The 13,732-nt window shown below is 43.9% G+C and carries 14 protein-coding genes; 7 read left to right on the forward strand and 7 right to left on the reverse strand.

Annotated elements, in window-relative coordinates:
• Positions 1-30 precede the first annotated feature (30 nt).
• From AC1F2U_RS22675 to AC1F2U_RS22695, 5 genes are all read right to left on the reverse strand, one after another.
• Positions 31-369, reverse strand: a complete 339-nt coding sequence (locus AC1F2U_RS22675; protein ID WP_480263122.1) for a hypothetical protein — start codon at positions 367-369, stop codon at positions 31-33.
• A gap of 84 nt (positions 370-453) precedes the next feature.
• Positions 454-3,399, reverse strand: coding sequence for a peptidase domain-containing ABC transporter (locus tag AC1F2U_RS22680; protein WP_480263123.1), 2,946 nt, complete (start codon positions 3,397-3,399; stop codon positions 454-456).
• A 23-nt stretch (positions 3,400-3,422) separates the two neighbouring features.
• A complete protein-coding gene (locus tag AC1F2U_RS22685) occupies positions 3,423-4,223 on the reverse strand; it encodes a peptidylprolyl isomerase (RefSeq protein ID WP_480263125.1) in 801 nt (266 codons plus the stop codon).
• Positions 4,224-4,378: 155 nt separating this feature from the next.
• Positions 4,379-5,137 carry a PPC domain-containing protein gene (locus AC1F2U_RS22690; protein WP_480263127.1) on the reverse strand — a complete coding sequence of 253 codons (759 nt, stop codon included), beginning with the start codon at positions 5,135-5,137 and terminating at the stop codon, positions 4,379-4,381.
• A gap of 451 nt (positions 5,138-5,588) precedes the next feature.
• Positions 5,589-5,774 (reverse strand): hypothetical protein, encoded by a 186-nt coding sequence (locus tag AC1F2U_RS22695; protein ID WP_480263129.1) that lies wholly within the window; start codon positions 5,772-5,774, stop codon positions 5,589-5,591.
• Between the two features lie 80 nt (positions 5,775-5,854).
• Between AC1F2U_RS22695 and AC1F2U_RS22700 the strand changes: the two genes are divergently transcribed.
• Positions 5,855-6,205 (forward strand): hypothetical protein, encoded by a 351-nt coding sequence (locus AC1F2U_RS22700; protein ID WP_480263130.1) that lies wholly within the window; start codon positions 5,855-5,857, stop codon positions 6,203-6,205.
• A gap of 271 nt (positions 6,206-6,476) precedes the next feature.
• A complete protein-coding gene (locus AC1F2U_RS22705) occupies positions 6,477-6,599 on the forward strand; it encodes a hypothetical protein (RefSeq protein ID WP_480263131.1) in 123 nt (40 codons plus the stop codon).
• A gap of 81 nt (positions 6,600-6,680) precedes the next feature.
• Here AC1F2U_RS22705 and AC1F2U_RS22710 read toward each other — a convergent pair whose 3' ends face one another.
• Positions 6,681-7,139, reverse strand: a complete 459-nt coding sequence (locus AC1F2U_RS22710) for a pentapeptide repeat-containing protein (protein WP_480263142.1) — start codon at positions 7,137-7,139, stop codon at positions 6,681-6,683.
• Here AC1F2U_RS22710 and AC1F2U_RS22715 point away from each other — a divergent pair.
• The 4 genes from AC1F2U_RS22715 to AC1F2U_RS22730 all read left to right on the forward strand — a co-directional run bounded on the left by AC1F2U_RS22715 (position 7,039) and on the right by AC1F2U_RS22730 (position 12,319).
• Positions 7,039-8,019 (forward strand): class I mannose-6-phosphate isomerase, encoded by a 981-nt coding sequence (locus AC1F2U_RS22715; protein ID WP_480263143.1) that lies wholly within the window; start codon positions 7,039-7,041, stop codon positions 8,017-8,019. The two genes, AC1F2U_RS22710 and AC1F2U_RS22715, sit on opposite strands and share 101 nt — an antisense overlap.
• Before the next feature lie 826 nt (positions 8,020-8,845).
• The gene (locus AC1F2U_RS22720) at positions 8,846-10,702 is read left to right on the forward strand and encodes a glycoside hydrolase family 2 protein (protein WP_480263132.1); all 1,857 of its coding nucleotides are present in this window, start codon (positions 8,846-8,848) and stop codon (positions 10,700-10,702) included.
• Positions 10,681-11,781 (forward strand): galactose-1-phosphate uridylyltransferase, encoded by a 1,101-nt coding sequence (gene galT, locus AC1F2U_RS22725; protein ID WP_480263134.1) that lies wholly within the window; start codon positions 10,681-10,683, stop codon positions 11,779-11,781. The genes AC1F2U_RS22720 and galT overlap by 22 nt, the downstream gene beginning before the upstream one ends.
• A gap of 325 nt (positions 11,782-12,106) precedes the next feature.
• Positions 12,107-12,319 (forward strand): hypothetical protein, encoded by a 213-nt coding sequence (locus AC1F2U_RS22730; RefSeq protein ID WP_480263135.1) that lies wholly within the window; start codon positions 12,107-12,109, stop codon positions 12,317-12,319.
• A 164-nt stretch (positions 12,320-12,483) separates the two neighbouring features.
• Here the strand turns inward: AC1F2U_RS22730 and AC1F2U_RS22735 are convergent, their stop codons facing one another.
• Positions 12,484-12,690 (reverse strand): hypothetical protein, encoded by a 207-nt coding sequence (locus AC1F2U_RS22735; RefSeq protein ID WP_480263137.1) that lies wholly within the window; start codon positions 12,688-12,690, stop codon positions 12,484-12,486.
• 314 nt (positions 12,691-13,004) lie between these two features.
• On the opposite strand from AC1F2U_RS22735, the gene AC1F2U_RS22740 reads away from it, so the two are divergent.
• Positions 13,005-13,718, forward strand: coding sequence for an SDR family NAD(P)-dependent oxidoreductase (locus tag AC1F2U_RS22740; RefSeq protein ID WP_480263138.1), 714 nt, complete (start codon positions 13,005-13,007; stop codon positions 13,716-13,718).
• Positions 13,719-13,732: the final 14 nt, after the last annotated feature.

The following is a 13,732-nucleotide window of genomic DNA, read 5'->3' on the forward strand; positions in this document are numbered from 1 at the left end:
TTCCAAGTTATAATCTCGACATTTCGAGTTCTAAGATTGAAATTCCGAGTTCAAAAGTCGAAGTTCCGAGTTCAAAGGGCAAAGTTCCGAGTTCAAAGGTCGAAGTTCCGAGTTCAAAGGGCAAAGTTCCGAGTTCAGAGGTGGAACTTCCGAGTTCAAAGGTCGAAGTTCCGAGTTCAAAGGTCGAAGTTCCGAGTTCAGAAGTGGAACTTCCGAGTTCAAAGGTCGAAGTTCCGAGTTCAAAGGTCGAAGTTCCGAGTTCAGAAGTGGAACTTCCGAGTTCAAAGGTCGAAGTTCCGAGTTCAAAGGTCGAAGTTCCGAGTTCAGAGGTGGAACTTCCGAGTTCAGAGGTCGAAGTTCCGAGTTCAAAGGTCGAAGTTCCAAGTTCAAAAGTTAAAGCAATAATATTTCCCCCTGCCTCCTGCCTCCTGCCTCCTGCCCCCTGCCCCCTGCCTACACTTTCGCCTCCTGTTGCTGATACAAACAGTAGTAATAACCTTTGAGCGCCATCAATTCTTCATGAGTTCCCTGTTCTACCACAGCACCTCCATCCATCATCAAAATGACATCGGCATGGCGGATTGTGCTGAGGCGGTGAGTAATGAAAAACACTGTTTTATCTCGAAAAGCTGATGCTAAGTTACGGCAAACTTGGGCTTCGGCATTGTAATCTAAGGCGCTGGTAGCTTCATCCAAAATCAGTAATTGCGGGTTTTGCAAGACAGTACGAGCGATCGCTACTCGTTGCCGTTGTCCTCCAGAGAGTCCCGAACCTCGCTCGCCGACACGGGTGTTATAACCACTGGGCAAAGACATAATAAAGTCGTGGGCATAAGCTATCTTGGCAGCAGTAATAATTTCTTCATCGCTAGCATCAGGATATCCCAAGGCAATGTTTTCGCGGATTGTGCCATCGAATAGTAAGGTATCTTGTAACACCATACCAATTTGACGGCGTAAAGAATAAAGTTCTACCTTGCTGATATCATAGTCATCAATCAAGATTTTGCCGGACTTGGGTTCGTAAAGCCTGGGTAATAATTTTAGCAGTGTGCTTTTACCGGAACCGCTTTGACCAACAATTCCCACAAAGGAGCCAGCAGCAAAGTCTAAGTTAATATTGCATAGTTGCATCGGCCCGTGTTCCGCGAAACTGAAGCTGAGATTTTCAAAGCGGACGCTACCTTGAATACTGGGCATAAGGATATTTTGACAGTTACCGATTTCTACTTCTTGGGGAGTGTCTAAAATATCAGCAAGGCGTTGCAGAGATAGAGCGGTTTCTTGGAAATTCTGCCAAAGTTGCATTAGGCGTAACAAGGGACTGGTGACATAACCAGCTAGGATGCGGAAAGCGATGAGTTGTCCCAGGGTTAGGTGCTGATTGAGGACGAGAAAAGCTCCCACCCACAGCACTAACATACTAGAAAACTTGTTGAGAAAACTGCTAACAGAACCGGCAGTAGTTTGGGTAGAGACTGTTTTGAAACCTGCGCTAATATAACGAGCATAGCGTTCTTGCCATTGCCAACGCGATCGCATTTCTAAATTTTGCGCCTTGACTGTCTGCATTCCCCCCATCACTTCCACTAAATAAGATTGCGTCTCGGCATTGCACTCAGCTTTTTCTTGCAGTTGTCGGCGCATCACAGGTGATACCATCAAGTTGAGCAAGCCAAACAGCGGTACTGTTGCCAAAGCAACTAATGTCAACACTGGGCTGTAAATCGCCATCACTAAAATGTAGACCACTGAAAATACAGCATCCATCACTACAGTCAGGGCTGTACCAGTTAAAAAAGAACGAATATTTTCCAGTTCGTGAATTCGCGTTGCCAATTCTCCTACAGGGCGGCGTTCAAAATAAGATAATGGCAGACGCAACAGGTGATTAATCACCTCAGAACCAAGGGCGAGGTCAATTCGGTTAGTGGTATCTGTAAATAAATGAGTGCGGATACTGGTGAGTATTGCTTCGATGACTGCTACTACTAGCAAAAAGATGCCAAAAACTTCCAGGGTATCAGGACTGTTACCAACCAGTACTTTATCAATAATCACCTGTGTGGCGAGGGGATTTACCAGCCCAAACAGTTGAATAACAATGGAAGCAATTAGTACTTCAATTAACACCTTGCGATAGCGCCGCAGTGAGGGTACAAACCAACTCAAACTAAACCGCGCCTTGGGAGTATTTTTGGTGGTTTGCAGCAGCAGAACTTCTCCTTCAGCCCCCCAGTTTTCCGCAAAGTCTCGGAGTTTGTAGCGCAGTAGTCCCATCTCTGGAACGGCAATGAGTAACTCTCGATCGCTATTTTTATAAATAATTGCAAAACTATCTTGCCAAGAAATCATTACTGGTAATTGCAAGCGTCCGACTGCGGTAGCGGGAACTTTTACCATCTGTGTTGTCAACCCCATCAACTCGGCAGCGGCGGCGCAAAATTGCAGAGATATAACACCTTTTTGTTCGTGCTGCTTGGTCAACACTCGCTGCAATGTATCTCTGCGCCAGGAGATGTTAAAGTATTGGCTCAACATCTGGAAGCAAGCTAGTGTTGCATCCAGCGGCCCTCTGCCTTTGATATAAGGAAACTTCTTTTGTTTGCCCTTGGCTGCTGGTGCTTCTGTGACAGTAATTTCTGAGGCGTAGGGAATTTCTGCGGGTAAGAGTGTTTTTGGTGTAGGAGAAGCGAGATTTTCTCTAAATATTGATTTGGGCAATCCCACCAAACGCATATTTGTATTAAATTTCAGCTTGGGATTGAGTTCATCCAACTCTAAGCGACTCCCCACAGGGAACTCAGCATCAAAATTACTGCTGACTAACCACAAAAATTCTGAATCTAACTGCTGGTGAAAAACTTTGCGTGCAGGAATTGTTTGGATAATCGCAACTTCAGTTGCAGCTTGGGCAAGCTTAACCAAATTCCTGCGACCATCTGCGCGACGGCTGAGTTCTTCGGTAAGCAGTTCATGCACTTCTAAAAGAGTAATTTCATTTTGCAAGGCGTGGACAAAAGCCTCTTCTTGCTTGAGTAAAGTTAGAAAACCAGCAATAGGTAGATTAATAGCGATAACTTCAGTAGAAGCGATCGCAGTTTCACAAGCAATACCCCGCATATAACTTACCCAACCCAAAACCTCTCCTTGTGAAATTAACTTCAGTGTCGCCGGATTTTGTCCTTGGGAATTGTAGGTTAATAAACGCGCTTGTCCTTGGTAAATAATGCTAATCCAATTGGGCATAGCTTCACTGGTTACTATTACCTGCCCGATGCGATAACGACAAAATTGCACCTTGTCGAGCAAATTTTCTAAAACATTTGCTGGCAGATAATTGAAAGGAAACAGATCGGCAATATATTCTTGAATATCAATGGTTGTATTTGTCATCATCTTGCACCCGATTTTAATAATTTTTAAGCAGCCTTCACTTCTTGAGGCTGTGCTGGTTTGGTGTTGATTCCCATCCAGGCTTTTTCTTCTGGTGATAGTTGATTTAGTTGCTGTTGAAACCAAGTTTCAAAATTCTCTTGCAGCAATCGTTGGCGCATAAAATCGTCCAACTGGGCAGTTATAAGCTTTTCCACGCGTATAATTATCCATGAGTCTCCAAAGGGTACGGGTGGTTGAACTATACCCACTTGACTTGTGCAAAGTAATTGAGCAAAATTGGGAGCGATCATACCAAGTTCTACTGGGCCGATGATGCCATTTGTATCAGCTTCTGGCCCTTGAGAATATTCACGCGCCAACTCAGAAAATGATTGTTCCCCTTCTGTAATTCGGAAGAATAGCTCGTTAGCAGTTCCTCTGCTATCAGTCCGAATTAAAGAATAAATCACTTTATCAAAATGTCTTTTGTATTTGAGAAAGTAAGATTCTAGTTGATGTCCCCAAGTTATTTGCTTGAACTTTTCGACTCTCAGCTTGCGGGTGGCGAAAAGTTCTAATTGTTCTTGAGTTAAACCGTAACGCAAACACCAATCTTGGATTTTTTCTTCGCTGTTTAAATCCCAAAGCTGATAAAATTGCTCTAGAGCCTGAGTTGTTTCGGCTTGGGTGCAGGTAATTGGTGCGATCGCTAATTCAATAATGCTCTGAGATAACAATTGCGGGATTAGATTGTAACTTGCTAAAAAGGGGATAATTTCTGGCGGTAAGATGGCGCTGCCGCTACGCCCGTCGTAGACATCGCCTAGTTGTAATGTTTTATTCATAATATTTATGCAAATATTTGAACCGTGCAGAGATAAATTGAGAAATGCAAGCGGTATTCAGGTATGGATTTGTACCGCTTGCATCATTTGCATACTCTTGAAAGCATTGCCGTACAAAACTTTCAAGTACTACTCACCACTGCTAATGCCTAAACTTAAGCAGGGACAGAGAACTGGTTAAAAGTCACGTTGTAGTTAGTGGCGCCAGTGAATTCAGTTACCTGCAAGAAGTAGTCACCACGTACACTAATGTTGGAAATCAGTTCTGAAGTAATACCTCCATTATTAGAGCTGGCAATTACCTCACCTGCATCGACGATACGATTGTTGTTAGAATCTCGAATCACCCGGATATCAGCATCGGTGCTTAACCCTTCCAATCTGATGTCGACACCCTGACGAAATCCCAAAGAGAAGCTGTAAACATCAGTAGTATTCTGGTTATTGACGTTACCTGTACGAGTGATATTACCTGACAAGTCACCAAGTACAAATTCTTTAGGTAGAAGGTTGCTAGAACTAGCTGAAATCGGAAAAGTTCCAGCAGGTTCAGTTGCAGATAAGGCTAAATCGTAACTGACATTGCCTGAACTACCTGGAGCAAAGCGAGATACTTCCGCAAAATAAGTACCTGGGCTAGTTTTAAAGTTAATCGCCTCATCTTGGTTGCTTCCGTGATTGGAAACAATTCCAACTTTTCGGTCGAAGTCATCCAATACACCGTTAAGGTTAGAATCCTTAAACAGCCGGATATCGGCATCATCACCCGCGCTAATGTCTGTCAGAGACAGGTTGATATTTTTGCCACTGGTGGTTTTGAACTGAAAGACATCCGTTGTATCAGATGTAGTTAAATCAAAGTTATTCTTAACAACAGGAGTGCTACCGAGTGTACCAAGATCGAAAAGTGCCATTTTTTTGTCCTTTAGATGTTGATTGTGATGCGGTCAAGTTCAGATTAAGTTGTGGTTTGCACAGATGTAAAAGTTCGATTTGACTCGATATTTACTGGAACGTAGTGGCTTATAGTTTGATGAAAATAAATATTATTTATTATTTTCAAGAGAGCCTTAGCTGTTTGGTTGTGTGCTTGCCTTGTTCAGAACTTGTTGTTTATCTATGAATCTAAATTAAACTGTTTTTTCAATAAACACAGCATGAAAAAGACTTCTATAGTTAGGTGTTTGTTCAAGTAAATTTCAAGTGTTTTGTATTGTTTAGTCATAAAAAGTCTTATGACTCACCATTGGCGTAATTGAGAATGAGTTTGATGAAATAAGGGATGTTAAGACTTACGCACTAAAGTCTAAAACTTAGATTCCTCCGAGCAGGCCTTAAAAAGGCTACTGTCTACACGCAAGTCTTTTAGAGTTGCTGCGTAACGTAGAGTGAGTTAATTTTTATAAGCATTGCAGGTCGATGCATAAGCATTGCAGGTCGATGCATTAACATTGCAGGTCGATGCATAAGCATTGCAGGTCGATGCATTAACATTACAGGTCGATGTATTGGCATTGCAGGTCGATGCATTGGCATTGCAGGTCGATGCATCAAGAGACTTGCGTGTACACTGTAGCTTTTTAATGGGAGAATTTCTAGAGCCAACTTTTTAATAGGGTTAAGGAATCTGAGTGCGTAAGCCTTGGATATGTGAAGAAGCAGGTGAAAGCTTGCGTCAAAGCGATCGCTTTGGCAAACTTTTGCCACACAAAAAACTTGTATATATTGATACGAAAAAACCTCTGGTAATTCAGAGGTTTCTTATGATTAACTGGATGTTTCTGGTAGTCTTTAAGCGATCGCTAATTTATGAGTTTTCACTCGTCACTTGTTACACTTCACTTCATCAACCGACGATAGAACCCCACAGACATACATCTGTGCCTAAATCCCTTCCCCGAAGGAAGCTTAAAAAATCTTCAACATCAATTTTGTTGAAATATTTGATCGATACAGTTATAATTTATGCAATGAAGCGGTAAAGTTCAGGTATAACTTTTTGCCACTTGCATCATTTGCATACCCTTGAAAGCATTGCCGTACAATATTTTCAAGTACTACTCACCACTCCCGATGCCTAAACTGAAGCAAAGGGGGTGGTGAACTAGTTAAAACTCAAAGTGTAGTTAGTGCTATCTTTGAATTGCTCGACCTGTAGAAAGTATTTACCAGCATCATTAATATTGGAAATAACATCTGAGGTAATACCGCTCTGGGAGCAACGCGATTTTGTGAGGTTGGACAAAAGGTGCGATGCCTTCTCTGCGAGAGGCTTCTCTTTCAGAGACGCTAACGCGAACGCCAACGACGGGCGTAGCGATCGCTAAAAACCAGCTTCAATATAAAACAATTTTTTGGACGGTAAAACTGTACTAATTACAGGTGGTTCACGGGGGCTAGGGCTAGTTATGGCACCCCAATTGATTCTTCATTTGTTTACTCAGCCCTTAACATAACTTAGGTTGCAAGATTGTTATCGCCGCCCTCTAAAATAGTCCCCTCTAAATTGGCATCTTCTAAATTAGTTCCGGTGAGATTTGTTCTTTCTAATGCAGCTTGGTGCAGATTTGCCTGATGCAAATCCGCGATCGCTAAATCTGCCCCGCTCAAATCTGCTGCTGACAAATTAGCTTCACTCAAATTAGCTTCACGGATGTCAGCCTGACTAAGAATCGCCTGTTCTAAGTTAGCAGCTTTGAGATCGGCCTGATTTAAAACGGCTTCATCAAGAATTGCACCTTCTAATATTGCATTATCAAGAATTGCATCACTCAAATCGGCTTTGCTTAAATTAGCTCCTGTTAAATTTGCACCGTTGAGTGTAGCTCCGCTTAAGTCAGTCCGGCTGAGATTTGCTTGTTGCAAATTTGCTTCATCCAACATCGCCCCATGTAGGATTGCACCACTGAGATTGATGTTTTTTAAGACTGCACCCCTCAAGTCAGCGATACTAAAGTCTCGCTCTCCTGTATTCTACAGAAGTTCATTGATGGCTTCGAGTCGACTGCCGATTCACCTTCATCCCGACGACGAGACTACTCAACTCCTTTATAGTGAGCCGAACGGCAAAACCGAAGCATGGCATATTTTGTGGGCAACACCGAATGCCAGCATTTTAGCAGGTGTAAAAATTGGTGTAACCCATGAGCAATTGTTTGACGCTTTCAAGAAGCAAGACTACCATTCGGTAATGCCACGCTTCCCCATCAAAGGAGGCGACACCGTTTATGTGCCAAGCGGGGTGATACACAGCTTTGGCCCCGACACTCTGATTTTCGAGGTCGAACAAACATCCGACCTTTCGCAAGACGTAATGCCGAGTGATATGACAGGCAACAGTCGCAGCGAGGATGAGTGGGAAAAGTGCATTAATACTACCCTTGAGCAACTACGTACTGATTACCAGCCACGTCCTTTTGCTGGACTCTTATTACAAGAAGGAGCCAACCGTTACATCAAAGGATGCGCCGGGCCGTACTTTGCACTAGAAAGATGGACGCTAACCCAAGCGCATATTGAGCCGGAACACCCCTGCCCCTGCCTGACCCTATCCAATATTGGAACGTCAGTAAGGATTGAGTACCAGGGTGGAAGTGAGACACTTGCTTGTGGTGAGTCATGCATTATCCCAGCTGCCCTTAGCGGAGTGAGAATCTTACCTACTGAGCAGCCCGAAGGCGCGGCAACCCTGATTGCGTGCTATGTCCCGGATTTAAAAAGCGACATAGTTATGCCACTTCGAGCGCTGGGTCATTCAGACGATGACATACGCGCACTTGGTGAAGTTGGAATTTGAGCCATCACCCTGGCTTTCTTAATTTTGAATTTCTCTAAAATCTGGCAACCTTACCCCAACTGTTTAAGAGCCTCTAGGCTGGGAAACCATTCTTGGAGGCTCTGCCTCCATAGCTTGACAAGAGGTAGAGTCTCTCGGAACTCGTTCCCAGCCTCCAGGCTGGGAACGAGGATACAATAAGTCTTTGGGCTTTTCTTAGTGCCATTCGGAACAGGGGTTTAAGACAAGAACACCAAATTTCCTTGTTTTGTGGCTCTTATTAAGGACGAGTGCTACTCCGATCTTAATAAAACCTCCAGCATAGCTGCCTCCTGCCTACTTCAACTTCATAATCGACGCGGTTGTAGGCAAAAATGCTCTCTATCTAGCAATATTGAATGAATGGTTCCGTTATCGTCTTATTTAACCTGATTTTAGTTATTTTTCTTTTGTTTGCTAATGCTTATTGACTAATAAATGATTTTAAAAAATTTACTTAAACAATTGATATAAATAAAATTTTCATGACAACCACTTTCTTGTGTGGCAGATTTATGATAGTTATTAGGCACCTAAATATAATGCTTTTTTTTTAGATAACCTGGCAAAGATTGGTAATGTATATGCCATAATGTCACGAGCTAGGGGTATATAAACTTATTGTTATACTTCATCACGTAAGTGGGGAAGGTATCAGTATTGGCTACGAAAAAATATAATGCTACTAGCTCGAACCGATCGATGAACGATCGGGTCAAAACTCTTGCTATATCTGGAAACCCAATATTTGGCTCTGGATTTAGTCTATAGCAGGGGTTGATTGAGTTATGGATAGGGAGGAAATTCGATGAAATTGTTAGACTTAGAGAATCCTGAGGTTAAATTGACCTCTAAAACAGATAGTAATTTTGTGGACTTAACAGCAGCACACCCACGACCATTGTTAAAGCGATCGCACTGGCAATCTTTAAATGGGCTGTGGAAATTCGCATTTGATGACGAGGGAAAATGTGTCGAACCGAGCGATTTTAGCGAATGGTCTCATCATATAGAAGTTCCTTATGCGCCCGAATCTACCAAAAGTGGGATTAACGATCGCGGTTTTCATCCAAACTGCTGGTACGAGCGCGAATTTGAAACACCACCAGGCGACGGTAGATTAGTGTTACATTTTGGGGCTGTAGACTATCGCGCTCGTGTGTGGGTAAACGATAAATACATAGCCGAGCATGAAGGCGGACACACCTCTTTCAGTCTCGATATTACCCATGCCTTAAATAACAGTGGTACAACCAAGGTAACAGTGTGGGCGCAAGACGATCCGCACGACCTCGCCAAACCTCGTGGGAAACAAGATTGGCAATTGAAACCCCATAGTATTTGGTATCCTCGCACGAGCGGTATTTGGCAGACAGTCTGGCTAGAGCGCGTAGGTGAGACTTATATCGGTAATCTTCGTTGGAATCCCGACTGCGAACGGTGGGAAATTGGGTTTGAAATTGGGCTGGCTGGCAATTTACCTACTTCGGGTGTACAAATTAAAGTAAAACTCAGCGCTGGCGATCGGGTAATAGCAAGCGATACTTATGAAGTATTCAATGGGGAAATTAGCCGTCGCATTGTTCTGAGCGATCCGGGTATTGACGACTGCCGTAATGAATTACTGTGGAGTCCAGAAAAGCCGACGCTGATAGATGCCCAAATTCAACTATGGGATAAAGATCGGCTGTTAGATGAAGTGCAATCTTACACAGCGATGCGGACTGTCAGCATCCAGCGCGATCGCTTTATGCTCAACGGTCGTCCCTACTATCTCCGGTTAGTTCTCGACCAAGGTTATTGGCCTGAAACATTAATGACTCCACCCAGTAACGAAGCATTACGACGTGATGTAGAACTCGTCAAAGCTATGGGTTTTAACGGAGTACGCAAACACCAAAAAATTGAAGACCCCCGTTTTTTATATTGGGCAGACGTTTTAGGGTTGTTAGTATGGGAGGAGATGCCTAGCGCTTACCGCTTCACGCCGAAAGCCGTGGAACGGATGACCCGTGAGTGGACGGAAATTATCAAGCGAGATGTTAGCCATCCTTGTATTGTGGCGTGGGTGCCGTTTAATGAATCTTGGGGAGTGCCAAATTTAACTGAGACGGCGGCTCATCGTAACTACGTATTGGCAATGTATCATCTGACCAAGACTCTCGATCCGACTCGCCCAGTAATTGGTAACGACGGTTGGGAAAGTACGGATACCGACATCCTCGCTATTCACGACTATGAACGCCACCCTGAGCGATTAGCCCATCGCTACAGACCGGATATTCAGATATCGGATCTATTTGAGCGTAGTCGTCCTGGGGGGCGTATTCTCACCTTGGATAACTATCCCCATCAGGGACAACCAGTGATGTTAACCGAGTTTGGTGGTATCGCTTATGCCCCTCTCGATCAACCGAATGCCGATCAAGCTTGGGGATATGAAAACTGCTCGAATATCTCCGAATTGCAAATGAAATACGCTGCTCTGCTCGAAACAGTTAATAACATAGAGCTATTTAGCGGATTCTGTTACACACAATTAACAGATACCTTTCAAGAAGCTAACGGTTTATTGTACGGCGATCGCACTCCGAAATTTCCCATTGAGGCAATCCGCGCAGCAACCCTCTCAGGACAAGGTTTATGTACTCCCACAAGCTGTTAAAGCCCGACGGACGCAAACTCAAGTTATACAGTCGCTACCCAATTAGTAGTCAGCTAGAAGCCACTAGCCCTAGTAATGAGCCAGTGCAGGCTAATCCCCATCTGCGCTGGCACCCCTTGCGGGGCGAATGGGTAGCTTATGCTAGTCACCGTCAAGGGCGGACATTCATGCCGCCCCCAGAATATAATCCCCTCGCACCTACTACCAACCCTGAGTTCCCAACGGAACTACCCCAAGGTAAGTATGATGTGGCAGTGTTCGATAACCGCTTTCCCTCAATGAGTCTGGCAGCCAACAATCCACCTGATACCATCGTGGAAACGTTACCAGCTAATGGAGCCTGTGAGGTAGTGGTTTTTACGCAAGATGCCCGCGCCTCCGTGAGTTCCTTACAGTTGGATCATCTAGATTTGCTGTTGGAAGTCTGGGGCGATCGCACCCGCGAGCTCGGACTAAATCCTGAAATTCAGTACGTGCTGCCCTTTGAAAATAAAGGTGTAGAGGTGGGTGTAACATTGCACCATCCCCACGGGCAAATTTACGCCTATCCTTTTATACCACCTGTTCCGGCGCGAATGCTGGCAATGCAGCAGGAGTATTATGAAAAACATCGGCGCGGTTTACTGCAAGACTTGATTCAGAAGGAGATTGCAGACGATCGACGGATTATTTATCAAGATGAGTATGCGATCGCATTTGTCCCGGTATGCGCTCGTTACCCTTATGAAGTCTGGATGGCACCAAAAGAACCAGTTGGCACTTTTACGGATCTTACTCCAGAGCAACGTTGGGGACTTGCCAAAGCGTTAAAAACTGTCACTCTCAAGTATGACGGCTTGTGGAATCGCCCATTTCCTTACTTGATGGCTTGGTTCCAAGCACCAACTGACGGTTTAGCACATCCCGAAGCGCATTTACACGCCGAGTTTTTTCCACCATATCGGACAAGCGAAAGGCTGAAGTATCTGGCGGGAACTGAACTCGCAGCGGGGATGTTTGCCAATGATGCTTTACCGGAGGAGAAAGCGAAGGAACTACAAGCTGTGGTGGTAAACATTGAAGAACCGATTTCGGTGTGACAGGGTTTGAAACTGTAACTTAATTTCTGGACAAACCAACGCATTTATTGAAGTTTGTCCACCTCTTGAATTAGTTCATCAATAAACTGTCTTAACCGTTCCTTCTAATCTGGGACGGTTTTTAACTTTTCTGTAATCCCGTTTCACGTTAATAATGATACAAATACATTGGTAGGAGCACAGCATTACTATGCCCTGACGATAAATCTATATAACTCCAGACTGGATTCTGATAGTTTTGCTATAAGCCTTCTGATAGTGTATTTCTCTAAACAAAAAAGTTTAGTCTGGGGGTGTTTAGTTATAAAAATGAGAGGTAATAGTTATGCCTGGTGGACATGCTAGCCATAAAAGCACTTCCAATAAACCTAATATTAATGCCAATGGAGTTATTGATGATGCTGCCGATCAATCATTAAACCCTGACGATCTTCTGTCTGAAGAGCAAACTAACACAGAAGTCCATAGAGTCGAAGAAGCTGTTAAGTTTCCTCCTGCTACCGAACGCCCAGGTGAACAATCAAATACTAGTACCTGAAGTAACTATAGGACTTATATTTGATTTTTGAAATAGGCGTAGGGTGCGTTAGTAAAGCGTAACGCACCTCATATACAATTTCTTTTTTTTGGCGAAGGTATTACACAATTATCTCGGTTTAATTGGTATTTTATTTTCTTGCAAGTCTCTTACGCATGAGTTAGCTAAACAGTGACTCGATAAACACAACAGCGATCGCTATTCAAAATATGTTCAGTTCGTTCAATCGTTATATCTTCACCTAAAGCAGCTTGAAAAATTGCTAACTCCATTCGACACATCCCAATACAAGCAGTTGCTACTGCACAGATAGAACAATGCTTCTCAGCTAGTAGAAAGGCGTCATCAGCTTGGGGGATAACCTCTGCCATATAACCTTCCTCTGTCCGTTCGCTAATGCCTCTAACCGCCGCTTCAGTGAAGCTCGACGAGGCATTAGCGCTTGATTTGCTTGAATCTGTTCGCGAGTTCTCTTCTCTATCAATTGATCTAGTCCTGCTTCACCAAATACCTCTTTCACCGAGTTAATCAGACCCAGGGCTAATTCGGCATAGCGATCGCTTATCTTATTTCTAAAAAATTATCTTTAGAAAGTCTGACTCCAAATTAAGCAGCACCATCCAATATCAACCCTCATCCATCATTCAAAGTTATTGGATTTTCAACAATATCACAGGAGAAAAATATGACTGCAACTCAAGCTCAACAAGTCTCAAATACTATTCAGTTGCTGCGCGATCGCGTCGTTCTAATTACGGGCGCAAGTAACGGCATTGGTGCAGCAACTGCCAAGCTACTAGGACAACACGGTGCTACAGTTGGCGTAAATTACTATGCTAGTGAAGCAGCAGCGCAGGACGTAGTTGAATCGATTACATCAGATGGCGGTCGAGCAGTGGCAGTCAAAGCGGATGTGCGCGATCGGCAACAAGTCGATGCAATGGTGCAACAGATTTCAGATACTCTGGGTGCCATTGATACCTTGGTAATCAATGCCGCCGCGAATTTTGCAATGGCTCCTTTTGTGGATTACCAGTGGGAAGACTTTGAAGCAAAATTGGTCGGAGAAATAAAAGGCGCTTTCTTCCCCTGCAAAGCGGTTGTTCCCTCCATGATCGAACACAAGCGAGGCTGCATCATTGCCGTCAGCAGTGGCTTATCTCGCTATCCAGGTGAGGGATTTATCGCCCATAGCACCGCCAAATCTGGATTAGATGCCTTCATCAAAAGTCTAGCGCTGGAACTTGGCCCCCACGGCATTCGTGCCAATGTCGTATCGTCTGGATTGAATGGCACTAAGAAAAGCTGTAAAGTATGCGGGATAGGGATTACAGCTTTTAATGTCAGAGAGCAAAGTAATGGCATGAGCCAGGCGATCGCCAATGGAGAGATGAGGTAAGGTTGCCCAGAATT

This window comes from Nostoc sp. LEGE 12454, assembly GCF_056620565.1.